The sequence below is a fragment of the uncultured Tyzzerella sp. genome, from assembly GCF_963558545.1.
Taxonomy (GTDB): domain Bacteria; phylum Bacillota; class Clostridia; order Lachnospirales; family CAG-274; genus Tyzzerella.
In genome coordinates, this window is record NZ_CAUWHO010000015.1 from 1 (window position 1) to 25,918 (window position 25,918).

Sequence of the window (25,918 nt, forward strand, 5' to 3'; positions counted from 1 at the left end):
GTAAAAAGAATGATATTTTATAATAATTAAAATTCTATTTATAATCTTGAAGGAGGATATATGAAAAATAAATTATACTGGTTGTTATTAGTTCCAGGGATTATACTATTGGTGTTTTTTCTCGTTATACCAATTTTAAATACTTTATTTCCTACGGTATATGATAATGGATTTACCCTGTCTAAATATATAGAATTTTTTAGAGATGAGTATTATCTTAGTATTTTAATTAGAACATTAAAAATTTCTATAATTAGTACGATAGTATGTGTCTTACTGGGTACACCTACAGCATACTATATATCAAGATGCGACAAGAAATGGCGTAGTTTACTTATTGCTATATCTATTTTTCCGTTATTAACTAACTCAGTTGTAAGAAGTTTTGCTTGGATTAATATTTTAGGTAAAAAAGGTGTTATTAATACAATGTTAATGAAAATTGGGTTAATAGAAGAACCACTTACATTGTTATATACAGAGTTTTCTATTATTATAGGAACAATATATTTATTTTTACCTTTAATGATAATAACAGTAGTTGGAGTTATGGAAAACATAGATAATGATATGATGGAAGCAGCAGAAAGTCTTGGTGCTAATCGTATAACAGCATTTTTTAAGGTTGTATTACCTATGAGTTTACCAGGAATTATTGTAGGCAGTGTTTTAGTATTTACAGGAGCCTTAACAGCATATACAACACCGCAACTACTAGGAGGTAATAAAAACTTAGTTTTGGCTACGTTTATACAACAACAAGCTATGTCTGTTGGAGATTGGACAGGAGCAAGTGTTATAGCTACTATAATGATTATTATAACTGTTTTAGTTATTAAAATATTAAATATGATATCATCAAAATTAGATAAGAGAGGTGAAGATTAATGCGTAAAAATAAACTACTTACTATTTTTTCTATGCTTGTATTTTTATTTTTGTTTATACCATTAATAATTATAGTAGTAACAGCTTTTGGGGAAGAAACTACTATAACATTTCCTATAAAATCTTTTTCATTAAAATGGTTTTCTAGTGTGCTTGAATCACAATCTTTTATGTCTTCTTTTTTAATTAGTATAGTAATAGCTTTATTTGCAACTTTATTAGCATTATTAGTAGGAATACCAGCATCTTACGCTATTTCTAGGTATTCTTTTAAAGGGAAAAATTTTCTAAAAGGTTTTTTCTTATCGCCAACTATTATTCCAGGTATTGTTGTAGGGTTTTCGCTTTTTCAATTTATGGTAATTAAACTTAGGATACCTGTTTTTTATGGTTTATTGTTAGGGCATTTTTTAACTGTTTTACCATATATTATACGAGTTGTTGGTTCTAGTTTAGAACAGTTTGATTTTTCTATAGAAGAGGCTTCTTGGAGCTTAGGGTGTAATAAATTTAAAAGTTTTTTTAAAGTTGTATTGCCTAACATTACATCTGGTATATCTTCAGCATTTTTGTTAGCTTTTATAAATTCTTTTAATAATATACCAATATCTATGTTTTTAAGCGGACCAGGGGTTACAACATTCCCTATATCATTAATGAATTATATTGAATATAATTATACCCCAACTGTATCTGCAGCATCTGTTTTACTTATGTTAGTTACTATAATTATAATGTTTATTGTAGAAAAAACATTGGGTATATCGGCATTATCTAAATAGGAGGAAAGAAAATATGTCATTTATGAAGCTAGACAAAATAAATGTTAGCTATGATGGTAAAAAAAATATACTAGAAGGCCTTAGCCTTGATATAGAAAAAGGTGAGCTAGTATCTTTACTTGGGCCTAGTGGTTGTGGTAAAACTACAACGCTTAGAGTTGTTGCAGGTTTTGTAGAGGCAACAGGAGGAAAATTTATATTAGATGAGGAAGATTTAACAAAAACTCCTGTTCATAAAAGAAATTTTGGGTTAGTTTTTCAAAGTTATGCACTTTTTCCACATCTTAGTGTATATGATAATGTTGCTTTTGGGCTTAAATTAAGAAAAGTAAATAAATCAAAAATTGATGCAAAAGTTAAAGAAATATTAGAAGTTTGTGGTTTATCGGAGCTTGCAAACCGTTTTCCAAAACAAATGTCTGGTGGACAAAGACAAAGGGTTGCTTTAGCTAGAGCTTTAGTTATACAACCTAAATTATTATTATTAGACGAGCCTCTTAGCAATTTAGATGCTAAGCTTCGTATAAATATGCGTGTAGAAATAAAACGCTTACAAAAAAAATTAGGCATAACAACTTTATTTGTTACACACGACCAAGAGGAGTGTTTTTCTATATCAGACAAAGTTGCAGTTATGAATAATGGTGTAATTGAGCAATATGATACACCTGAAAATATATATAACCGTCCTAAAACAGAGTTTGTTGCACGTTTTATTGGTTTTGAAAACTTTATAAAGCTAGAAAGAACAGAGGGCAACAGCTATAAGTCAGAAAATGGACAAGTGTTTACTGTTGAAAGTGATAATCATTTACAAAGCTGTCTAGGGACTATTAAACCAGATGATATAATAATATCAAATGATGAAAACCTTCAAAATACTATAAAAGGAATTGTACAGGTTAGAACATTTTTAGGTAAATCTTATCAATATGAAATAGAAACACCTTTAGGAAAGTTTGTTGTAAATGAACAAGCAGATAAAATGTATGAAACAGGTGATACTTTAACAATAGTATTGCCTTCAAATAAAATAATTTTAGTATAATTAAAAGGAGATAACAATAATGAAAAAAACTTTAGCAATATGTTTTGCAACATTAATTACTACAATATCTTTAGCAGGCTGTGGCTCAAAAGCAGAGGATAATAAAACATCAGAAGAAAAACGTAAATTAGTAATTTCTACTTGGGGATTAAGCGAAGACGTATTAAAAGAAGATGTTTATAAACCTTTTGAAGAAAAATTTAATTGTGAAATAGTTTTAGAAGTAGGGACTACACCAGAGCGTTATACAAAATTGGCAACAGACCCTAATTCTAAAGTAGATGTAATAGATTTATCTCAAGCAAAAGCAGCAGAAGGTTATGAGGCAGATATTTTTGAAAAAATAGATTACTCTAAAATACCAAACTCTAAAGACCTTATACCAGCAGCAACAGAGCTTACAAAGTTTGGATATGGTCCTGCTTATACTATAAATAGCATTGGTATTATGTATGATAAAGAAGCTTTAGGTTTTGAAATTACAGAATTTGCAGATTTATGGAAACCAGAACTTGTAGGTAAAATATCTATACCAGATATTACTTCTACTTTTGGACCTGCTATGATGTATGTTGCAAATGACTATAAAGGTGGAGATATAGCATCAGATGAAGGGGAAAAGGCTTTTGAAGCTTTAGAAGAATTAAAACCTAATATTGTTAAAACTTATTCTAAATCTTCAGATTTAGCTAATATGTTTGCATCTGGCGAAATACAAGTAGCAGTAGTAGGAGATTTTGCTATACCTACAATACAATCTGCTGCTCCTCAAGTAACATATGTAAGCCCAGTTTCTGGTACATATGCAAACTTTAACACAATGGATATTAATAAAAATTCTAAAAATAAAGATTTAGCTTATGAATTTATTAACTGGAGACTTAGCAACGAATTACAAACAAAAACAGCTTCATCTTTAAACGAAGCTCCTACTAATAGTACAGTACAATTAACAGATGATGTTGCTTTAAATAAAACTTATGGTGAAGTTGCTAATAATGCAAAAATTATAGATTATAATGTAGTTAACCCACTTTTAACAAAATGGGTTGATAAATGGAACCGTATTTTAAATAGTTAATTATATTTAAATATAAATTTTAATAATTTAAAGGGAAATTAATATGGAATATGTAGATTTAATAATAAAAAATGGTAATGTATATAACACATTTTTGCAACAATTTGAAAATAAAGATATTGCTATTTTAAATGGTAAATTTTATTACATATCTAATAATATGACAGAAATAAAAGCTAATAGTGTTATAGATTATAAAGGCAAATACATTATTCCCGGATTTATTGATATTCATATGCATATTGAAAGTTCTATGACTGTTCCTAGTCAGTTTTCTAAAATGGTTTTACCTTATGGGGTCACTACAGTTGTAGCTGACCCTCATGAGATAGCCAATGTATTAGGGATAGACGGAATAAATTATTTTTTATCTAGTGATACAACACTAGATATTTTTTATGGAATTCCATCAAGTGTACCATCTACTAATAGTTACTTAGAAACAACAGGTGGTAAAATTTTAGAAGAAGACGTTTTAGAATTACTAAAAAATCCTAAAATAATATGTTTAGGAGAAGTAATGAATTTTAAAGAGTTAATATCTAAAGATGATACTTTAATAAAAAATATTATAAAAATATGTAAAGAAAATAAATCGTATTTGCCAATAGAAGGGCATTGTCCTAAAATATCAGGGTTAGACTTATCCAAGTTTATATATGCAGGTGTTGATTCGGACCACACACAACAAACAGCTGAATCTATATACGAAAAAATAACAAATGGAATGTTTTTAGAAATACAAAGAAAATCTATTAATAAAGATACTATAAAAACATTAGTAGAGAATAATTTTTATGAATATTTTGCTTTTGTAACAGATGACGTTATGGTAGACCAGTTAAAGGAAGGGCATCTTAATAAAATTGTAAAAATGGCAGTAGATTTAGGTATGCCTATAAACAAAGCTATATATTGTGCAACGTATACACCGGCTAGAAGAATGAACCTTACTGACAGAGGCTGTATATCTGTTGGGAAAATAGCAGATTTTATAGTTTTAGATAATATAGAAAATTTAAAAATTAAAGATGTATATAAAAATGGTAATTTGTATTTAGGAGAAGATAGTAAAAAAGAAAATTTTCCACAATATTTTTATAATACTGTAAAATGTGATAAAGCAGTATTAGAGGATTTTGAATTAAAAACTAATAAAAAGGATAGTGTATTATGTAATGTTATCCAAATTAATAAAGATAGTACATTTACTAAAAAAATAACAAAAAAATTGCCTGTTGTAAATGGCAAAATAAATTGGGAAGATAGTGGACTTTCTTTACTTGTAGTGTACGAAAGATACAATAAAACAGGTAATAAAGCATATGCTTTAGTTGAAGGAGCAATTAATAAAAAAGGCGCAATAGCTACAACTTTGGCACATGACCATCATAATCTTATGGTAATTGGGATAAGTAAAAAGGATATGTTAATTGCTCAAAATAGTATAGTTGATATGCAAGGTGGCTATGTTGTTTGTGAAGATGAACAAATAAAAGCAAAAGCTATTTTAAATGTTGGAGGCATAGTAAATGATGGAGATATTAATGAACTGGCTAAAGATATAAAAAATGTTAGAAAAGCTATGAAAAATTTAGGATATGAGCATATTAATGAAATAATGTCTTTTTCTACATTATCTTTACCTGTTTCTCCAGAAATAAAAATAACTGATAAAGGTATGTTATATACAAAAACTCAAAAATTTATTAATATAGAAGGTGAATAAATGAAAACTATTATAAAAAATGTTAAAATTATTACTATGGATAATAATATGACAGAATATGAAAATAGTTTTGTTTCTATAGAAGGTGAAAATATATCTTTTATAGGGCATATGAAAGATTTTAAAGAAGAGAGTAATTGTAATATAGTAGATGGTAATAATGGTATATTAATGCCTGGTATGATTAATACTCATACACATTTAAGTATGATACCTTTTAGAAGCCTTGGAGATGATTGTAAAGATAGGCTAAGAAGATATTTATTTCCTTTAGAAAATGAATGTATGAACGAAAAATTAGCTTATTTTAGTGCTAAATATGCCATATGTGAAATGCTTTTAAGTGGTGTTACTACTATTATGGATATGTATTATTTTGAAGATGAAGTTGCAAAAGCTAGTGAAGAAATGGGTATAAGAGCATTTTTAGGAGAAACTATTGTAAATTTTCCATCTTGTGATAGTAAAGAGGCTTTTGGTGGGTTAGATTATGCCATAAAATTTATAGAAAAATGGAAAAACCATAATTTAATAACTCCTTTTATAGCACCTCACGCACCAAATACAAATAATACTAAATCTTTAATAGAAGCTAACCAAATATCTAAAAAATATAATGTACCTATAAGTATGCACTTGTCCGAAATGGATTATGAAATTAAATATTTTAAGGAAAAATATAACAAAACACCAATTGAATACTTAGAAAGTATAGGGTTATTAAGTGATAGATTAGTAGCAGCACATTGTATTTATTTAACAGATAATGATATAAAACTTTTAGAAAAATATAATGTAAAGGTGGCACATTGTATTGGTTCTAACACAAAATCTGCCAAAGGTGTTGCACCTGTTAATAAAATGTTAAATAATAATATATCTGTTGGTCTTGGTACAGACGGAGCATCTAGTGGAAATACATTAGATATTATTACTCAATTTAAGTTATTTGCAAATTTTCATAAATTAGAAAATAAAGACCGTAGTATATTTCCAGCTAAAGAAATTGTAAAACTAGGAACTATTTTAGGTGCAAAAGTATTAAATAAAGATAAAGAAATAGGTTCAATAGAAGTAGGTAAAAAGGCAGATTTAGTTATTATAGAAACAGAATCTGTTAATATGTTTCCTGTTTTTGACCCTTATTCCGCTATTGTATACAGTGCTAATGCTAGCAATGTTAATACAGTTTTTGTAAATGGAAAATGTCTTGTAAAAAATAAAAAACTTGTAAATAATAATTTAGAGGCCATTAAAAATGACTTAAAAAGTAATATGAGGCAGTTTGAAGAAAAAGCTAAAAAACAGCTAGAAAAGGCTATCCTATAGTGTAATTTATAAAATTAAATTTTACTAATCAATATGATAAAAAAATACTTGAAATTATATAATATGTATGTTATAATTTACAAGATATGTAATACGAATGTTCCGCTGTTATAATAGATAATAAGAACATTTAATTTGAAAGGGGATTACTTATGAATAATATTATTAGAGAAATTGAAAATGAACAACTTAAAAAGGATATTGCAGATTTTAACGTAGGTGATACTGTTAAAGTTTACGCTAAAGTTGTTGAGGGTACAAGAGAAAGAACACAAATGTTTGAGGGAACTGTTCTTAAAAGACAAAACGGTGGTGCTCGTGAAACATTTACTGTAAGAAGAATTTCTTATGGTGTTGGTGTAGAAAGAACTTGGCCTTTACATTCTCCAAGAATTGAAAAAATAGAAGTTGTTAGATACGGTATTGTTAGACGTGCTAAACTTAATTATCTTCGTGATAGAGTTGGTAAAGCAGCTAAAGTTAAAGAAGATATCAATAGAAGAAGCAAATAATTATATTTTTAATAATTATAGAAAAAGAATAATAGATTTCTATTATTCTTTTTCTATAATTAAAGCTATATAAAATAAATTTAGAACCGGTGGGATAAAATGAATATACAATGGTATCCAGGACATATGACAAAAACAAGACGTATGATGCAAGAAAACATAAGTCTTGTAGATATTGTTATAGAACTTTTAGATGCAAGAATTCCTTATAGTAGCAAAAATCCTGAAATAGATGAACTTGCTAAAAATAAACATAGGATAGTTATTTTAAACAAAGTAGATTTAGCAGATGATAAAAAAACAAATCTTTGGATAAAATATTTTGAAGAGAGAAATTGCAAGGTTATATTAGTAAACTCTATAACAGGCAAGGGGCTTAAAGATATAACAGAAGTAGCTAAAGAGCTTATGAAAGAAAAAGTAGAAAGGTTAAAACAAAGAGGGAGACTTTTTGTTCCAACTAGAGCAATGATAGTTGGAATACCTAATGTTGGTAAATCTACATTGATAAATAAATTTGTAGGTAAATCTTTAGCAAAAACAGGAGATAAGCCAGGTGTTACAAGAGGTAAACAATGGATAAAAATAAAAAAAGATTTTGAACTTTTAGATACACCAGGTATACTATGGCCTAAATTTGAAGACCAAAAGGTTGGGTTAAAATTAGCATTTACTGGTGCAGTTAATGATGATATATTAGATACTTATACTCTTGCTTTAAATCTTATAGACTATTTAAGACAAATATATCCAAATAGCTTAAAAGAGAGATATAAAATAGATTTTAATGATGAAGATAAGTCAGAAAAAATATTAGAAAATATAGGTATAGCTAGAAGTTTTAAAACAAAAGGTGGAGAAATTGATTTACAAAGAGCTGCATACATACTAATAGATGAATTTAGAGGATGTAGGCTTGGTAAAATAACTTTGGAAGAACCATACGATTTTTTAGATAATGATTTAAATGTATAAATTTTACTGAAATCAACCTGTATAAAAATTAAATATATGACAATAATATCTATTGTAAGGTAAGTTAATATTTTAAAAAGTAATTTATTAAGGAAAAATATATTACTTTAAATATAAGCTAATCTTATTTTATATATCAACTCATAAAATATATTTATTTTTAGGAGGTATTTCTTATGGATAAGAAAAACAGTAAAAATTTAAAATCTAACAAAAATCAAATGAACAACTCTAATTCTAGAGTAGAGTTTGCTGATGACATAAGCTCAAACACAAGTAAAAAAGCTAGTAAACACAATACTAACAAGCATAGTGATTGTAATAGTAGCAAATAATTAAAGAATATCTAAAATAGTTAAAAGACTGGAAACTAATTTAAGTTTACAGTCTTTAACTATAAAAAATATATTTATGAGGTGATTTATATTGAGAGGGAAAGAATTATTAAAACTAATATTTAAAAGGTACTTTATATCAGGTTTAAATGGTATGGCTTTAGGTCTTTTTGCAACACTAATAACAGGCCTTATAATAAAACAAATAGGGTTATTAATAGGTGGAGAAATAGGGGTAATATTTTCAAAAATAGGATTATTTGCATCTATATGTATGGGAGCAGGTATTGGTATAGGTGTTGCTAAATCTTTAAATTGCCCAGACTTAATAATATATTCATCTTCTATTACAGGTTTTTTTGGCTCGTATTCACCACAAATATTTGAAGGTAAAATATTTAATGAAGGTAGTATAATACTAGGTGGAGCAGGAGACCCACTAACTGCATTTTTAGCAGTTATTTTTGGTATAGAGCTAGGAAGATTAGTACATAAAAAAACAGTTGTAGATATAATAGTTACACCATTAGTAACTATTATAAGTGGGTGCATATTAGGATTGCTAATTGCACCATTTGCATCATATATTATAAATTCAATTAGTAATTTTATTGAGGTTGCAACGAATTTCCAACCATTTTTAATGGGGATTATAATATCTGTTATTATGGGGATATTATTGACATTGCCAATTAGCTCAGCAGCTATTGCTATTATACTAGGATTATCTGGTATAGCAGGTGGTGCTGCTACAGTTGGTTGTTGTGCACAAATGGTTGGTTTTTCTGTTATGAGCTTTAGAGAAAATGGTTTAAATGGACTTTTTGCTCAAGGATTAGGAACATCTATGATACAAATATCTAATATTATTAAAAAACCAATTATTTGGTTACCACCAATAATAACAAGTGCTATATTAGGACCTATAAGTACAGTAGTTTTAAAGATGGAAAATATTCCAACAGGAGCTGGTATGGGGACAAGTGGTTTGGTAGGACAAATATCTACTTGGCAAGCTATGTATAATGGGGAAAACGGGTTATCACTTATTATAAAGATTTTATTACTTCATTTTATATTACCAGCAATAATAACACTTTTAATATCTGAATTTATGAGAAGTAAAAATTTAATAAATTTAAATGATTTAAAATTAAATCTATAAAAGGCTATTTTTAAATAGCCTTTTTAATTTGAAAATATTATGTTAATCTCTTTTTTATGTAAAGTATTAAAAAAATTAATTTTAAAATCATAACATAAATATGAGAATAAATTATTTAAATAAAAATTTATTAATTTTTAAAATTTACTTAACATTGACAAATCCAATTAAAAGATATTATAATAAGTAGTATCTTTTAATAATATTAAGTTATAAACTTTCAATATTAATTGATAATTATTAATATTAAGAAAGGGGGTTTTACAAATGAATAAAATAGTTTTTATTGTCTTTTATTGTTTTATGTTATTAACTTTAAATGCTTGCAGTAAAACAGAAAATGTTAAAAAGGAGGCAGAAAAAATGGAAATATCAAAAGATTATATTAATGTAGAAAATGCCAAAGAAATTTATTTTGCAGGGGGGTGTTTTTGGGGCATTGAAAAATTGTTCCATAGTATAGATGGGGTTTTAAATGCAGAAAGTGGTTATGCAAATGGTAAAGAAGAAATTATACCAGATTATAAAAGAGTTTTAAAGGGAGATACAGGTTATAGGGAAACGGTAAAAGTTTTATACGACCCAAGCAAAGTTTCTTTAGAACAGTTACTTGGGGCATTTTTCTATGTAATAGACCCAACAATAGAAAAAAGACAAGGTAATGATATAGGTGACCAATATCAAACAGGCATATACTTTGTAGATGAAGATTCAAAAAATATAGTTGAAAAATTTGTAGAAGAAGAAAAGAAAAAATATAAAAAGTTTGTTGTAGAAATAGAACCTTTAAGCAAATTTTTCTTAGCAGAAGATTACCACCAAGATTATTTATATAAAAATCCAAATGGATATTGCCATATAGTTCCAAAAACATTTGACGAAATAAATGATATAATAAAAAATATTCCTAAATTAGATGTTCCAAATTTAAATAAATATGTTAAACCTAGTGATAAAGAATTGAAAAATAAATTAACAGATTTACAGTATAATGTAACTCAAAAAGGAGCTACGGAATATGCTTTTACAGGAGAATATTGGGACTTTTATGAAAAAGGTATATATGTAGATATAGCAACAGGAGAGCCTTTATTTTCCTCTTTAGATAAATATGAAAGTAGCTGTGGTTGGCCTAGTTTTAGTGCACCTATAGATAAAAATAATATAATATTTAAAGAAGATAAATCTTTTGGTATGGATAGGACAGAGGTTAAAAGCAAATCGGGAGATTCTCACCTTGGGCATATTTTTTATAATGAACCTGAAAGTCCTAATGGTGTTAGATATTGTATTAATAGTGCTTCTTTAGAGTTTATTCCTTATGATAAAATGGAAGAAAGAGGATATGGTCATTTATTACATATTTTCGATAAAAATTAAATTATTTAAAAAGGCTATATTTTTATATATAGCCTTTTGTTGTATACAAATTGATATTTGTATTTTCATCTATATTTTATTTTTAGGAGGTCTTTCTCCAAAGAATTGATAAAATTCAACCTTTACATTACCATTAAACAATTTTCTTTTTTTGCTACATTTTTTACCATATAATTTTTCAAAACCTTCGTGAGAAGTAAGGATATAAGTAGAAAAAGTTTTATTACTATTAAAAATTTTACCCATATCTTTATAAAGCTGTTCAACTTCTTCTAAAACACCTATACGTTCTGCATAAGGAGGGTTGCATACACATATTCCATATTTTATATTTTGTATATCTAATTTGTTTAATGGTTTTACTTCAAATCTAATACAGTCGTCAACACCAGCTATTTTTGCATTACCTTTAGCTATTTGTATAGCTTTTTCATCTATATCACTTGCATATATTTCTGGTCTACAATCTACATCTATTTTACTATAAGCATCTTTTCTAGCTTCTTTCCAATAAGATTTGTCTATAAAATCCCAATTTTCAGATGCAAAATTTCTAGTAAGACCTGGAGCAATGTTTTTGGCTATCATAGCAGCTTCAATAGGGATAGTACCAGAGCCACAAGTAGGGTCTATTAAAATACGGTCTTTTTTATAGTAGCTTAAATCTATTAAAGCACTAGCTAAAGTTTCTTTTAAAGGAGCAGCAAGTTGATTTTCTCTATAACCACGTTTATGTAATCCTGTGCCACTTGTATCAAGAGTAATAGTAACATTATCTTTTAACAATGCCACTTGTATTTTATATAAATTACCAGACTTTGAAAAATAATCTATATCTTTATATGTTAGCTTTAGTTTTTCTACAATAGCTTTTTCTGTTATTTTTTGACAAGCTGGTACACTTGATAAAGTAGATTTTAAAGATTTACCAGATATAATAAAGTTAGCATCTTTAGGTAAAAAATCTGCCCAGTTTACTCCTTTTACACCTTGAAAAAGCTCTTCAAAAGTAGTTGCCTTAAACTTTGCCATAACCATTAATATTCTATCAGCACTTCTAAACCATATATTAGCTTTAGGTATATCTTTTATCTCGCCTGTAAAATTTACTATACCATCTTCGACAGATATGTTAGAAAAGCCTAAATTTTGGGCTTCTCTTTTAACAATAGCTTCTAGCCCAAATGTTGTAGTTGCAATAAAATTTATCATAAAAATTCTCCTATGTTTTGAGTTTATAAATTAATTTAAACTTTAATTTTATATTAATTGTATAAATTATAGCTTAATTAAATAAATTAATCAATAAAATATTAAATAAATACTTTATTATATAATTAAAATATTGTATAATTAAAAAGTATAAAAATGTAAAATGAAAATTAGAGTAGAGGTTTTAATATGTATAAATTGTTAAAAACAGAAGGCAGAGCCAAGCTTGGTGAGTTTCATACAGTGCACGGTGTTATAAAAACACCAGTTTTTATGAATGTTGGTACAATAGCAGCTATAAAAGGTGCTGTTTCTACAGAAGACTTACAAGGTATAAAAACACAAGTAGAACTATCTAACACATATCATCTACATTTAAGACCAGGTGATAAAGTTGTAAAAAAATTAGGTGGGTTGCATAAATTTATGGTATGGGACAAGCCTATATTAACAGATTCTGGTGGGTTTCAGGTATTTTCTTTAACAGGGCTTAGAAAGATAAAAGAAGAGGGGGTATATTTTAACTCTCATATAGACGGTAGAAAAATTTTTATGGGACCAGAAGAAAGTATGCAAATACAATCTAATTTAGCATCTACTATTGCTATGGCATTTGACGAATGTCCTCCTTATCCTGCTACAAGAGAATATATGCAAAATTCTGTTGATAGGACTACTCGTTGGCTAAAAAGATGTGTAGTTGAGATGGATAGGCTTAATTCTTTAGATGATACTATTAATAAAAATCAAATGCTTTTTGGTATAAACCAAGGTGGGACTTTTTCTGATATTAGGATAGAGCACGCAAAAGTTATATCAGATTTAAACTTAGATGGATATGCAATAGGCGGGCTTGCAGTTGGAGAAACACATAAAGAAATGTATAGGATATTAGAAGATGTTGTTCCATATTTACCACAAAATAAGCCAACTTATCTTATGGGAGTTGGTACGCCAGAAAATATTTTAGAGGCTGTTGATAGAGGAGTAGACTTTTTTGATTGTGTTTTACCTGCAAGAAATGGTAGACACGCTAATGTTTATACTAATGAAGGTAAGTTAAATCTTAACAACGCTAAATATGAGCTAGATGATAGGCCAATAGCAAAAGATTGTAATTGCCCTGCTTGCAAAACATATAGTAGAGCATATATAAGACATCTTTTTAAAGCTAAAGAAATGTTAGCTATGAGATTATGCGTTTTACACAATTTATATTTTTATAATAATATGATGGAAGAGATAAGAGATGCTTTAGAAAAAGGAGAATTTAAGGCTTATAAAAAAATGAGATTAGAAGGCTTTAAACAAAATGATAAATAAAATAAATTTTAATTATTAATTATATAGCGTAGTATTTATTATTTGTAAAGGAGATTTTGTAATGGCAAATATTAAAAGAATTTTTGTAGAAAAAAAAGATGGTTATAATATAGAGGCTAAAGGTTTATTAAAAGATTTTATTCAAAATTTAGGTATAAAAAGTTTAGAAAATATTAGAGTTTTAAATAGATACGATATTCAGCTAAAAGATGAAGGTGTATATCAAGATGCAAAAAATACAATATTTTCTGAACCACCAGTTGATATAGTTTTTGAAGAAAATATTAACCTTAATGATGACGAATTTATGTTTGCTGTTGAATATCTTCCAGGGCAATATGACCAAAGGGCAGATTCTGCCATACAATGTATAAGCCTTATAACAGAAGGAGATGTTTCTTTAGTAAAAAATGCTAAAGTGTTTATTTTAAAAGGAAACCTTTCTAGCGAAGAAATAGAAAAAGTAAAATCTTACGCTATAAACCCAGTAGATTCTAGGGAAGCAAGTGGAGAAAAACCAGATAACTTAGATATGGCATTTTCTAACCCTGATGATGTAGAAATATTAGACGGGTTTATACAAAAAACAGAAGAAGAGCTAGAGCAATTTAGACAAGAATTAGGCCTTGCTATGAACAAAGAAGACTTAATTTTATGTAGAGATTATTTTAAAGATACAGAAAATAGAAACCCTAGCATTACAGAAATAAAAATGATAGATACATATTGGTCTGACCATTGTAGACATACAACCTTTGCTACAAAACTTAATAACATAGAAATAGAAGAAGGATTTTATAAAAAACCAATAGAAGATGCTTATAATGTTTATTTAGAAGAAAGAAAAGCTTTATATAAAGATAAACAAAAAGATATTTGCCTTATGGATATAGCTGTTATGGGAATGAAAGCCTTAAAATCTAAGGGGATTTTAAAAAATCTTGATGAATCTGAAGAAATTAACGCTTGTAGCATTGTAGTAGATGTTGATGTAGATGGTAAAAATGAAGAATGGCTTGTTATGTTTAAAAATGAAACACATAACCACCCAACAGAGATAGAGCCTTTTGGTGGGGCTGCAACTTGCCTTGGTGGTGCTATAAGAGACCCACTATCAGGTAGAAGCTATGTTTATCAAGCAATGAGGGTAACAGGTAGTGCAGACCCTACAACAGAAATAAAAGACACGTTGCCAGGTAAATTACCTCAAAGGACAATAACAAAAACAGCAGCTCACGGGTATAGCTCTTATGGTAACCAAATAGGGCTTGCAACAGGATTAGTAGCAGAAATATATGATGAAGATTATGTTGCTAAAAGAATGGAGATAGGTGCAGTTATAGGAGCTAACAAAAAAGAAAACGTAATAAGAAATGTGCCTAAAAAAGGCGATGTTGTTATTTTAACTGGTGGTAGAACAGGTAGAGATGGTTGTGGTGGAGCTACTGGCTCGTCTAAAGAGCATACAGAAGAATCTATCAACAATTGTGGGGCAGAAGTGCAAAAAGGAAATGCACCTACAGAAAGAAAGCTACAAAGATTATTTAGAAACGAAAATGTAAGCAAGCTTATAAAAAGATGTAATGACTTTGGAGCAGGGGGGGTATCTGTTGCCATAGGTGAGTTATCAGATGGGCTTGATATTGATTTAGACTTAGTGCCTAAAAAATATGAAGGGCTTGATGGAACAGAGCTTGCTATATCAGAATCTCAAGAGAGAATGGCTGTTGTTGTAGAAGAAAAAGATGTTGATAAATTTATAGCTTTTGCTAATGAAGAAAACTTAGAGGCAGTTGTTGTTGCTAAAGTTACAGATGACAGACGCTTAAGAATGAAATGGAGAGGCAAAGAAATAGTAAATTTATCTAGAGATTTTTTAGATACTAACGGTGCTACTCAAAATATGGATATATTTGTAAAAAGCCCTAAACAAAAAATAGAAGAAAAAGAAGATTTAACAAATATAAAAGAAAAATTACTTAACAATTTAAAAGATTTAAACGTATGTAGCCAAAAAGGGTTATCTGAAATGTTTGACTCTACTATTGGTACAGGGACTGTTTTAATGCCTTTTGGTGGAGAAAATCAACTAACACCTCCAGAAGCTATGGTTTGTAAAATACCTGTTTTAAAAGGTGAAACTAACACAGCTACAATTATGAGCTATGGATATAACCCTAAAGTTGCTAAATGGAGCCCGTTCCATTCTGCTATATATGCCGTTGTAGAATCTGTTTCTAAAATAGTTGCCACTGGTGGAGATTATAAAAATATTAAATTAACTTTCCAAGAATATTTTGAAAAATTAGGTAACGATAAAGAAAAATGGGGCAAGCCATTTAGTGCATTAATAGGTGCTTTACACGCACAGCTTAACCTTGGCATAGCTGCTATTGGTGGTAAAGATAGTATGTCTGGTACTTTTAAGGATATGAACGTACCTCCTACATTAGTGTCTTTTGCTTTAGATGTTGCTAATGTTAATAATGTTATATCGCCAGAGTTTAAAAAAGAAGATAACTATATTATTAAGCTTAATACAAAATATGATGATTATGATTTACCTATTTTTGATGAGCTTACTAAAAACTATGAAAAAATAAATAACCTTATAAAAGATAAAAAAGTTTTATCTGCTAGCACAATAGGATTTGGTGGAGCTTCGGCATCTATTAGCAAAATGTCTTTAGGTAATTACATAGGTGCAAACGTTTCTTTAAATAAAGATGTATTTAATTATAGCTATGGTTCTTTTATTTTAGAAGTTGATAAAAATGTGAACATAGAAAAAGAATTTGAAGGCTTTACATATGAAAATTTAGGTAAAACTACAAAAGAACAATTTATAACAATAAATAATGAAAAAATAGATTTACAAGAAATACAAAAAGCTTGGTTTGACACTTTAGAGCCTATATTCCCTACAAAATATTACGATGAGTTTAAAAAACTAGAGATAGATGTTAAAGAATATAAAGTGTGTGAAAAAAGAAAAAGCAACATATCTATAGCTAAGCCTAAAGTTTTTATACCTGTATTTCCTGGAACAAACTGTGAATATGATTTAAAACGTGCTTTTGAAAAAGCAGGTGGAGATGTAGAAACATTTGTATTTAAAAATCTTGATAGTGATGGAATAAAACAATCTATTGAGCAAATGGTTAAAATAATAGATAAATCTCAAATAGTTATGATACCAGGTGGATTTAGTGCTGGAGATGAGCCAGATGGGTCTGGTAAATTTATTGCATCTATATTTAGAAACCCACGTATAAAAGATAGCGTAATGAACTTACTTAATAACAGAGATGGGCTTATGCTTGGTATTTGCAATGGTTTTCAAGCCCTTATAAAACTTGGGCTTGTACCTTATGGTGATATAAGAGATATGACAGAAGATGCACCAACTTTAACATTTAACACTATTGGCAGACATATATCTTGCCTTGCAACAACAAAGATAATCTCTAATAAATCTCCTTGGCTTTATAATTGTAATGTAGGAGATACACATAAAATACCATTTTCTCACGGTGAGGGTAGGTTTGTTGCAAACGAACAAATGATGAAACAGCTTATAGAAAATGGGCAAATAGCTACACAATATGTAGATAAAAACAATAACCCAACTTATGATATTAAATTTAACCCTAATGGGTCTATGCTTGCCATAGAGGGTATAACAAGCCCAGATGGACGTGTGTTTGGAAAAATGGGTCATTCTGAAAGGATAGGAAATGGTCTTTATAAAAATGTAATAGGAGAAAAAGACCAAAAAATATTTGAGGCAGGTGTTAATTATTTTAAATAGTTAGTATAAAAGTGTAAAAATAGGAGATTATATGATAAAAGATAAAGAAAAGTTAAACAAAATTCTTTGAGGATTAGTTTTAATATATATTCCTTTTCATTTAACATTTGCTTTTCCTATATTTAAGCTAACTACATTTGATAAAAATATAATAGGTATAGTATTTACAATAATAGCGTCTATACTTATATTAAAAAAAGAAGTTGATAAAAATAAAGCTATAAGTATGATACTTCCTATTATTATGTTTGCATTAAATATAAAATTATATGGGATAGTATTAATATCAATTATATTTACTTTAATAAAAAATAAAAATTACTTACTTATGTATTTTATTACGTTTATTTTAACTTGTTTAGGTATGGTTTGTAGATATATTTTAGAATATGGGGAAGTATCAAATACAAGGGATTTTACTATTTTTAATATATTAATTACATTAATTTTTATGCCTATATTAGTTATGTTAATAACATTATTAATTGAAAAAGCATTAAGTATAAAAAATACTAAATAAAATAAAAAAAATGGGGTGTTTTTATATGAAAGTTACAAGCGTTGTTATTAGTGGTATAGCATTATTAATAAGTGTAAGTGCTTTAGCTTTATCTATTGTATCACTTGTTCACAAAAGGAAATAAAAATAAAATTTTTGTTAAAAAGTTGTTTATCTTATTGGGAATTTGTGTTATAATGTAATCATAGTTGTTAAAAAGTAGTAATTACTATTTTTTAACCATAATCTTTAAAATTAGGAGGACTTTAAAATGATTAAAGTAGGTATTAATGGTTTTGGACGTATTGGTCGTCTTGTATTTCGTGCTTCAATTGAAAGAGATAATTTAGACGTTGTTGCTATAAATGACCCATTTATCGACCTTGAATATATGGTTTATATGCTTAAATATGACTCTGTTCATGGTAGATTTGATGGTGATGTTTCTGTTAAAGGTGACAAGCTTGTTGTTAATGGTAAAGAAATTACTGTTTTCCAATGTATGAACCCAGAAGAAATTGCTTGGGGCGAAGCTGGTGTAGAATACGTTGTAGAATCTACAGGTGTATTTACTACTATCGACAAAGCTTCTGCACACTTTAAAGGTGGTGCTAAAAAAGTTGTTATCTCTGCTCCTTCTGCAGATGCACCTATGTTTGTTATGGGTGTAAACCACAAAGAGTACAAATCAGATATGAACGTTGTATCTAATGCTTCTTGTACAACTAACTGTCTTGCACCTTTATCTAAAGTTATCAATGATAAATTTGGTATCGTTGAAGGTTTAATGACAACTGTACACGCTACTACAGCTACTCAAAAAACTGTTGATGGACCATCTAAAAAAGACTGGAGAGGTGGACGTGCAGCAGCTGCTAACATAATCCCATCTTCTACTGGTGCTGCTAAAGCAGTTGGTAAAGTTATTCCAGAATTAAACGGTAAATTAACTGGTATGGCATTTAGAGTTCCAACTCCTAACGTATCTGTTGTAGATTTAACTTGCCGTCTTGAAAAACCAGCTACTTATGAAGAAATTAAAGCTGCTGTTAAAGAAGCTGCTAATGGCGAATTAAAAGGTATCTTAGGATACACTGAAGATGATGTAGTATCTACTGATTTTGTTCACGAATACTGCACATCTGTATTTGATGCTAAAGCAGGTATTGCTTTAAATGACAACTTTGTTAAATTAGTTTCTTGGTATGACAATGAGTGGGGCTATTCAAACAAATGTCTTGATTTAGTTGCTCATATGGCTTCTGTAAACTAATATTAAAGATTAAATATAATAAAACCTATAGCAAAATGCTATAGGTTTTATTATATTATTAAAAATGTGTGTTTACTAAAATATCTACCCAAAATGAAAAAATAGCTGTAGTATATATAAGCATAAAACAAATATAAAATAGTAAATATATAAAATAAAATTTTTTTATATTTTGGTATTTATTTTTTGATTGTGTAAAAACATATACTATTATGCCTAAAAAGTTAGAATAAATAGATACTATAAGCCATAAAAATGGTTCGAGATTTTTTTGTTTTGCATCTAAATAAACAAAAATATAGGCAATAATATTTAAGATAATAGGAATAATAAAAATTAAAGTAATAGATACCATATAAGAAAATAAATATATTAATAGTTCCATAAAAAATAAACTCCTTACGTTATAATATGAAATATTATACCATAAAAAAAACTACAAAGTAAATATTTGTAGCTTTTTTTGTAATAAAGTGTTTAATTTTTATTAAAATTGTCATCATTATGGTTGTTATCATTATTATTAGTATTGTTATCTACGGGGTCTACATTAATAGTTGTAGTATTATAGTTAGTATTTGAAGGCTCATTACTTGTATTAAAGAAATCTTTTATAGACTTTGTAAAATCGTCAAATAATCCTTCTGTTTTATTAATAATTATCTGTGCATTTTCTTTAATTTTTTCTGTGTTTGGCTTAGGCATATTATAAATTTTATATTTTATATCATTTGCAAAATCATCAAAGTTTGAAGAATTGTTTTTATTTAAAGCATTTAAAAGTTTAACTCCATCATCAACAGAAATTTTGCCATCTTTAATCATTTCTAAAATCATCATTCTTTCATTTGTCATATCAATAACCTCCATAAAATTTTTATTTTATTTATATAAGAATACGCAAAAAATAAAAAAAGGTTTATATATTGTATAAGTTTTTATAAAAAAATAAATAATATGATAAAAGAGGGTTAATTTTTAGTAAAAGTATTTTTAATTGTGTGTTATTAATAAAAAATTACATTAAAACTAATGAAAAATTGTATAAAAAATGTAAAGCAATAAAATGGTAAATATGTTATAATATTATCAATGTAGTTTATATATTATTAACTACAAATTCTAAATATAAACTTTAAATTTAGTAGCACAAAAAATTGTGTATTTTGAAAGGGGAATTTATTATGTTAAATAAAAAATCCGTTGATGATTTACAAGTAAAAGGGAAAAGAGTATTAGTAAGATGTGACTTTAATGTTCCATTGCAAGATGGTGTTATTACAGACGAAAACAGAATAGTTGCAGCTCTTCCAACAATAAATAAATTAATAAATGAGGGTGCAAAAGTTATTTTATGTTCTCATTTGGGTAAACCAAAAGAACCAACTCCTAGTGCGTCTTTAGCACCTGTTGCTACTAGATTATCAGAAAAATTAGGTAAAACAGTTGTTTTTGCAGCAGATGATACAGTTGTTGGCGAAAATGCTAAAAAAGCTGTAGAGGCTATGCAAGAAGGTGATGTTGTTTTATTAGAAAATACTAGATTTAGAAAAGAAGAAACTAAAAATGTAGAAGACTTTAGCAAAGAGCTTGCTAGCCTTTGTGATGTTTATGTAAATGATGCATTTGGTTCTTCTCATAGAGCACATTGCTCAACTGTTGGTGTTACAAAATTTGTTTCAGAATCTGCAGTTGGATATTTAATGGATAAAGAAATTACTTACTTAGGTAATGCAGTAAATAATCCAGAAAGACCTTTTGTTGCTATATTAGGTGGAGCTAAAGTTTCTGATAAAATAAATGTTATTAACAATTTACTTGAAAAAGTAGATACACTAATAATTGGTGGTGGTATGGCTTACACATTTATGAAAGCTAATGGTCTTGAAGTGGGTGAATCTTTATTAGAAGCAGATAAAGTAGACTATGCTAGAGAAATGATGGAAAAAGCTAAAGCTAAAGGTGTAAATTTCTTAATACCTGTTGATACTGTTGTTACAAAAGAGTTTAAAAATGATACAGAATTTAAAACAGTAGAAGGTGGTATTCCAGCTGGTTGGCAAGGACTTGATATTGGGGAAAAAACTAGAGAGTTATTTGCTAATGCTTTAAAAGATGCTAAAACAGTTGTTTGGAACGGACCTATGGGTGTATTTGAATTTGCTAATTTTGCAAAAGGTACTATTGCCGTAGCAGAAGCTTTAGCAAATATTGATGCTACAACTATTATTGGTGGTGGAGATTCTGCAGCAGCTGTTAATCAACTTGGATTTGCAGATAAAATGAGCCATATTTCAACTGGTGGTGGTGCTTCTTTAGAATTTTTAGAAGGTAAAGAATTACCAGGTGTTGTTGCAGCAGATGATAAATAATATTTTTAAAATATAAAAATAAATTTTTATAATAGGCTAAGGCTTTTTAGCCTTAGTCTATTATTTTATGGAGGATATTATGAGAAAAAAAATTATTGCAGGTAACTGGAAAATGAATAAAAACCACAATGAAGCAGTTGAGCTTATCAATACTTTAAAAAGTGGTATCGATACAGATAAAAGTGATGTAGTTGTTTGTGTTCCTTTTGTAGATTTAATGTCTGTTTCTGAAGCTATTAAAGGTACAAATATTAACCTTGGTGCTCAAAATATGCATTTTGAAGAATCGGGTGCATACACTGGAGAAATTGCTCCTGCTATGCTTAAAGAGCTTGGTGTTAAATACGTTATAATTGGACATTCTGAAAGACGTGCATATTTTGGAGAAACTGATGAAACAGTAAATAAAAAAGTTAAAAAAGCTTTAGAGCACGATATAGTTCCTATTTTATGCGTTGGTGAAACTCTTGAAGAAAGAGAGCTTAATATTACTATCGAGCTAGTTAGAATACAAGTTAAAAAAGCTTTTGCAGATGTTTCTAAAGAAGATGCTAAAAAAGTTGTTATAGCTTATGAACCAATTTGGGCTATAGGTACTGGTAAAGTTGCTACTAAAGAACAAGCTGAAGAAGTGTGTGCAGAGGTTAGAAAAGTTGTAGCAGAGATATATGGCCAAGATGTAGCAGATGTTGTTAGAATACAGTATGGTGGAAGTGTTACAGGGGATAGTGCTAATGAGCTATTTAATATGCCTAATATTGATGGTGGATTAGTTGGTGGTGCTAGCCTTAAAGAAGATTTTATAAAAGTTGTAAATTATTAATAGTATAAGGAGATAAATATGGGCAAAAAAACTACTGTTTTAATGATACTAGATGGGTTTGGAATAAATGAAAAAACAGAAGGTAATGCAATTAAACTTGCAAATACTCCTAATATTGATAAAATAACTAAAGGATATCCTTGTGTTAATGGTAATGCTAGTGGTTTATTTGTTGGCTTACCAGATGGACAAATGGGAAATTCTGAAGTTGGACATTTAAATATGGGAGCTGGGAGAATTGTTTATCAAGAGCTTACTAGAATAACTAAATCTATACAAGACGGAGATTTCTTTGAAAATAGCGTATTAAAAGGTGCTATGGAAAATTGTAAAGAAAGAAATACTGCATTACATTTAATGGGACTTTTATCTAGTGGTGGTGTGCATAGCCATAATGAACATTTATATGGATTATTAAAAATGGCTAAAATGAATGGTATTGAAAAAGTTTATATCCACGCATTTTTAGATGGTAGGGATACACCTCCAACATCTGGTAAAGGATTTTTACAAGAATTGCAATCTAAAATAAATGAGATAGGTGTAGGTAAAATAGCTACTATTAGTGGTAGATACTATGCTATGGATAGAGATAATCGTTGGGAAAGAGTGGAACACGCTTATAATGCTATGGTTATGGGTAAAGGTGATAGTACAGATAATGTTATCACTTACATAGAAAGCTCTTATTCTAAAGATGTTAATGACGAATTTGTAGTGCCTACTGTTGTTACAGAAAATGATATGCCAGTAGCTACTATTAATGAAAATGATTCTGTTATTTTCTTTAACTATCGTCCAGATAGAGCAAGAGAAATGACAAGAGCATTTTGTGATGAAGATTTTACAGGTTTTGACAGAGATAAAGGTTACTTTAATACAAAATTTGTTACTTTTACAGACTACGATTCTTCTATAAAAAATAAAGAAGTTGTTTTCTTAAAAGAAAGTTTAAGCAATACTTTTGGGGAGTACATATCTAATTTGGGACTTACTCAATTAAGACTTGCAGAAACTGAAAAATATGCTCACGTTACATTTTTCTTTAATGGTGGTGTAGAAGAACCTTATAAAAATGAGGATAGAATTTTAATACCTTCACCGCAGGTAGCTACTTATGATTTACAACCAGAAATGAGTGCTAAAGAAGTTACAGAAAAATTAACAGAAAATATTGCAAATGGTAAATATGATTTAATTATTGTAAACTATGCTAATCCTGATATGGTTGGGCATACCGGTGTTTTAGATGCTGCTGTTAAAGCTATTGAATATGTAGATGAATGTATTGGTAAAGTGGTAGATACTGTTTTAGAAAATAATGCACAAATGTTTATATGTGCAGACCACGGAAATAGTGACCAACTTATTGATTATACAACAAAAGAGCCTTTTACAGCACATACAACAAATCCTGTTCCATTTATACTTGTTAATTGTGATAAAGCTAAAGGCCTTAAAGAAGGTGGCAAGCTTGCTGATATAGCCCCAACTCTTTTAGATATGATGAATTTAGAGCAACCAAAGGAAATGACAGGTGAAAGTTTATTAGTTAAATAATTTAAAAATTATAGTGTTAAAATATTGACATTATTTACATTTAAAGTTATTATTATATTATAACAGGTTATGTTATACAACATAAATTGAAAGGAGATTTTTATATAATGAAAGGTTATATTGAAATTGTTGATGTAATTGCAAGAGAGGTATTAGACTCTAGAGCTAATCCTACTGTTGAAGTTGAAGTTATCGTAGAAGATTTAGTAGGTAACTTAGTAATGGGTAGAGCAGCTGTTCCTTCTGGTGCATCTACTGGTGAACACGAAGCAGTTGAGCTTAGAGATGGTGGAGATAGATATGTTGGTGCTGGTGTTGAAACAGCAGTTAAAAATGTAAATGAAATTATCTCAGAAGAAATTATTGGTATGAATGCTCTTGACCAAGTTTCTATTGATAGAACTATGATTGCTTTAGATGGTACTCCTAACAAAGCTAAATTAGGTGCTAATGCTATTTTAGCAGTATCTATGGCTGTTGCTAGAGCAGCTGCAGAAGCTTTAAATATGCCTTTATATCAATATTTAGGTGGATTTAATTCTAAAACTTTACCAGTTCCTATGATGAACATTTTAAACGGTGGTAAACACGCAGATAACACTGTTGATGTTCAAGAATTTATGATTATGCCTGTTGGTGCTACTTCTTTCAAAGAAGCTTTAAGAATGTGTGCTGAAATTTATCACAACTTAAAGAAAGTATTAAAAGCTAGAGGTCTTTCTACAGCAGTAGGTGATGAAGGTGGTTTTGCTCCTGACTTAGCTACTTCTGATGAAGTTATCGATTTAATCCTTGAAGCTACTGAAAAAGCTGGTTATAAACCAGGTGAACAAATTAGAGTTGCATTAGACGTTGCTTCTTCTGAACTTTATGACAAATCTACTGGTAAATACTACTTTGAAGGCGAAAGCAAAATGAAAGGTGAAGAAATTTACAGAACTTCTGAAGAAATGGTTGCTTACTATGAAGCACTTGTTGCTAAATACCCAATCATCTCTATTGAAGATGGTTTAGATGAAAACGACTGGGACGGTTGGAAATTATTAACTGAAAAATTAGGTAATAAAATTCAATTAGTTGGTGACGACTTATTTGTTACTAACACAGAAAGATTACAAAAAGGTATTGAGCTTGGTGTTGCTAACTCTATCCTTATTAAAGTTAACCAAATCGGTACTTTAACTGAAACTTTTGAAGCTATTGAATTAGCTAATAGAAATAATATGACAGCAGTTGTATCTCACCGTTCTGGTGAAACAGAAGATTCTACAATTGCAGATATCTCTGTTGCTGTAAATGCTGGTCAAATTAAAACTGGTGCTCCTTGCCGTTCTGACAGGGTTGCTAAATATAACCAATTATTAAGAATTGAAGAAGAACTTAATGATACAGGTAATGTAGCTGAATATTTAGGTCTTAACACTTTTTTCAATTTAAAAAATAAATAATTAATTATTGTTAAAAAGGCTATGATTTTATCATAGCCTTTTTATTGTATGTAGAATATATAAGGGATATTTTATGAAATTCTTTATAGTACTGGATTGGAGAGGTGTTAAGTCTAATTATGATTTTTAAAAATCTTTTAATACTTTTGAAAATGCATTGCTTGATGGGATAGAGATACCAAAAGAAGAATGGCTTTTACTTTGTTGAAAAACTGTATCGGATTAAATGAAATACAATTTATTCTGATAAGTGAAAGCAAGTAGGTATATTCACACAAACGGCTTAAATAAGGAAATGGCTGTGGATATTTTTCATTGTTCTTAAAAATAGCAGAGAGATTCGGACTATTGTATCGAGCCACGTTGAAACTGT

The 25,918-nt window shown here is 28.7% G+C and carries 22 protein-coding genes; 19 read left to right on the forward strand and 3 right to left on the reverse strand.

Annotated features, from left to right (window positions below; all coding sequences use genetic code 11):
- Positions 1-60 precede the first annotated feature (60 nt).
- The 11 genes from R5Z65_RS03670 (at position 61) to msrB (ending at position 11,224) form a co-directional block, all read left to right on the forward strand.
- Complete coding sequence (locus tag R5Z65_RS03670) at positions 61-888, forward strand: ABC transporter permease (protein ID WP_317367131.1); 828 nt, start codon at positions 61-63, stop codon at positions 886-888.
- The gene (locus tag R5Z65_RS03675; RefSeq protein WP_317367132.1) at positions 888-1,670 is read left to right on the forward strand and encodes an ABC transporter permease; all 783 of its coding nucleotides are present in this window, start codon (positions 888-890) and stop codon (positions 1,668-1,670) included. Before R5Z65_RS03670 ends, R5Z65_RS03675 begins: the two co-directional genes overlap by 1 nt.
- A 13-nt stretch (positions 1,671-1,683) precedes the next feature.
- On the forward strand, positions 1,684-2,718 hold the full coding sequence (locus R5Z65_RS03680; protein ID WP_317367134.1) for an ABC transporter ATP-binding protein: 1,035 nt from the start codon (positions 1,684-1,686) through the stop codon (positions 2,716-2,718).
- A 19-nt stretch (positions 2,719-2,737) separates the two neighbouring features.
- On the forward strand, positions 2,738-3,799 hold the full coding sequence (locus R5Z65_RS03685) for an ABC transporter substrate-binding protein (RefSeq protein WP_317367135.1): 1,062 nt from the start codon (positions 2,738-2,740) through the stop codon (positions 3,797-3,799).
- A 43-nt stretch (positions 3,800-3,842) separates the two neighbouring features.
- Complete coding sequence (locus tag R5Z65_RS03690; RefSeq protein ID WP_317367137.1) at positions 3,843-5,528, forward strand: adenine deaminase C-terminal domain-containing protein; 1,686 nt, start codon at positions 3,843-3,845, stop codon at positions 5,526-5,528.
- Positions 5,529-6,857: an amidohydrolase gene (locus R5Z65_RS03695; protein WP_317367139.1), complete on the forward strand. Its 1,329-nt coding sequence runs from the start codon at positions 5,529-5,531 to the stop codon at positions 6,855-6,857. It begins immediately after the preceding gene.
- Between the two features lie 152 nt (positions 6,858-7,009).
- Positions 7,010-7,369 (forward strand): 50S ribosomal protein L19, encoded by a 360-nt coding sequence (rplS, locus tag R5Z65_RS03700; protein ID WP_317367141.1) that lies wholly within the window; start codon positions 7,010-7,012, stop codon positions 7,367-7,369.
- 99 nt (positions 7,370-7,468) lie between these two features.
- Positions 7,469-8,344 carry a ribosome biogenesis GTPase YlqF gene (ylqF, locus tag R5Z65_RS03705; protein WP_317367142.1) on the forward strand — a complete coding sequence of 292 codons (876 nt, stop codon included), beginning with the start codon at positions 7,469-7,471 and terminating at the stop codon, positions 8,342-8,344.
- Between the two features lie 176 nt (positions 8,345-8,520).
- A complete protein-coding gene (locus tag R5Z65_RS03710; RefSeq protein WP_317367144.1) occupies positions 8,521-8,679 on the forward strand; it encodes a hypothetical protein in 159 nt (52 codons plus the stop codon).
- Positions 8,680-8,833: 154 nt separating this feature from the next.
- Positions 8,834-9,844 carry a PTS sugar transporter subunit IIC gene (locus R5Z65_RS03715; protein ID WP_317367176.1) on the forward strand — a complete coding sequence of 337 codons (1,011 nt, stop codon included), beginning with the start codon at positions 8,834-8,836 and terminating at the stop codon, positions 9,842-9,844.
- 267 nt (positions 9,845-10,111) lie between these two features.
- Complete coding sequence (gene msrB / locus R5Z65_RS03720) at positions 10,112-11,224, forward strand: peptide-methionine (R)-S-oxide reductase MsrB (RefSeq protein ID WP_317367146.1); 1,113 nt, start codon at positions 10,112-10,114, stop codon at positions 11,222-11,224.
- Between the two features lie 69 nt (positions 11,225-11,293).
- Here msrB and R5Z65_RS03725 read toward each other — a convergent pair whose 3' ends face one another.
- A complete protein-coding gene (locus R5Z65_RS03725; RefSeq protein ID WP_317367148.1) occupies positions 11,294-12,436 on the reverse strand; it encodes a class I SAM-dependent RNA methyltransferase in 1,143 nt (380 codons plus the stop codon).
- Between the two features lie 189 nt (positions 12,437-12,625).
- Here R5Z65_RS03725 and tgt point away from each other — a divergent pair, with 189 nt between their 5' ends.
- The 4 genes from tgt to gap all read left to right on the forward strand — a co-directional run bounded on the left by tgt (position 12,626) and on the right by gap (position 19,342).
- Positions 12,626-13,759 (forward strand): tRNA guanosine(34) transglycosylase Tgt, encoded by a 1,134-nt coding sequence (gene tgt, locus R5Z65_RS03730; protein ID WP_317367149.1) that lies wholly within the window; start codon positions 12,626-12,628, stop codon positions 13,757-13,759.
- Positions 13,760-13,820: 61 nt separating this feature from the next.
- On the forward strand, positions 13,821-17,570 hold the full coding sequence (locus R5Z65_RS03735) for a phosphoribosylformylglycinamidine synthase (protein ID WP_317367150.1): 3,750 nt from the start codon (positions 13,821-13,823) through the stop codon (positions 17,568-17,570).
- A 244-nt stretch (positions 17,571-17,814) separates the two neighbouring features.
- A complete protein-coding gene (locus R5Z65_RS03740) occupies positions 17,815-18,090 on the forward strand; it encodes a hypothetical protein (RefSeq protein ID WP_317367151.1) in 276 nt (91 codons plus the stop codon).
- 250 nt (positions 18,091-18,340) lie between these two features.
- Positions 18,341-19,342 (forward strand): type I glyceraldehyde-3-phosphate dehydrogenase, encoded by a 1,002-nt coding sequence (gene gap / locus R5Z65_RS03745; RefSeq protein ID WP_317367153.1) that lies wholly within the window; start codon positions 18,341-18,343, stop codon positions 19,340-19,342.
- A gap of 58 nt (positions 19,343-19,400) precedes the next feature.
- Here gap and R5Z65_RS03750 read toward each other — a convergent pair whose 3' ends face one another.
- Entirely contained in the window at positions 19,401-19,727 is a 327-nt protein-coding gene (locus R5Z65_RS03750) for a hypothetical protein (RefSeq protein ID WP_317367154.1), read from the reverse strand.
- A 92-nt stretch (positions 19,728-19,819) separates the two neighbouring features.
- Positions 19,820-20,197, reverse strand: coding sequence for a hypothetical protein (locus R5Z65_RS03755; protein ID WP_317367155.1), 378 nt, complete (start codon positions 20,195-20,197; stop codon positions 19,820-19,822).
- Positions 20,198-20,526: 329 nt separating this feature from the next.
- On the opposite strand from R5Z65_RS03755, the gene pgk reads away from it, so the two are divergent.
- The 4 genes from pgk to eno all read left to right on the forward strand — a co-directional run bounded on the left by pgk (position 20,527) and on the right by eno (position 25,545).
- Positions 20,527-21,714 carry a phosphoglycerate kinase gene (gene pgk / locus R5Z65_RS03760; RefSeq protein ID WP_331678010.1) on the forward strand — a complete coding sequence of 396 codons (1,188 nt, stop codon included), beginning with the start codon at positions 20,527-20,529 and terminating at the stop codon, positions 21,712-21,714.
- 76 nt (positions 21,715-21,790) lie between these two features.
- Complete coding sequence (gene tpiA, locus R5Z65_RS03765; RefSeq protein WP_317367178.1) at positions 21,791-22,537, forward strand: triose-phosphate isomerase; 747 nt, start codon at positions 21,791-21,793, stop codon at positions 22,535-22,537.
- A gap of 18 nt (positions 22,538-22,555) precedes the next feature.
- The gene (gpmI, locus tag R5Z65_RS03770) at positions 22,556-24,097 is read left to right on the forward strand and encodes a 2,3-bisphosphoglycerate-independent phosphoglycerate mutase (protein WP_317367156.1); all 1,542 of its coding nucleotides are present in this window, start codon (positions 22,556-22,558) and stop codon (positions 24,095-24,097) included.
- A 107-nt stretch (positions 24,098-24,204) separates the two neighbouring features.
- Complete coding sequence (eno, locus tag R5Z65_RS03775; RefSeq protein WP_317367157.1) at positions 24,205-25,545, forward strand: phosphopyruvate hydratase; 1,341 nt, start codon at positions 24,205-24,207, stop codon at positions 25,543-25,545.
- Positions 25,546-25,918 lie beyond the last annotated feature (373 nt).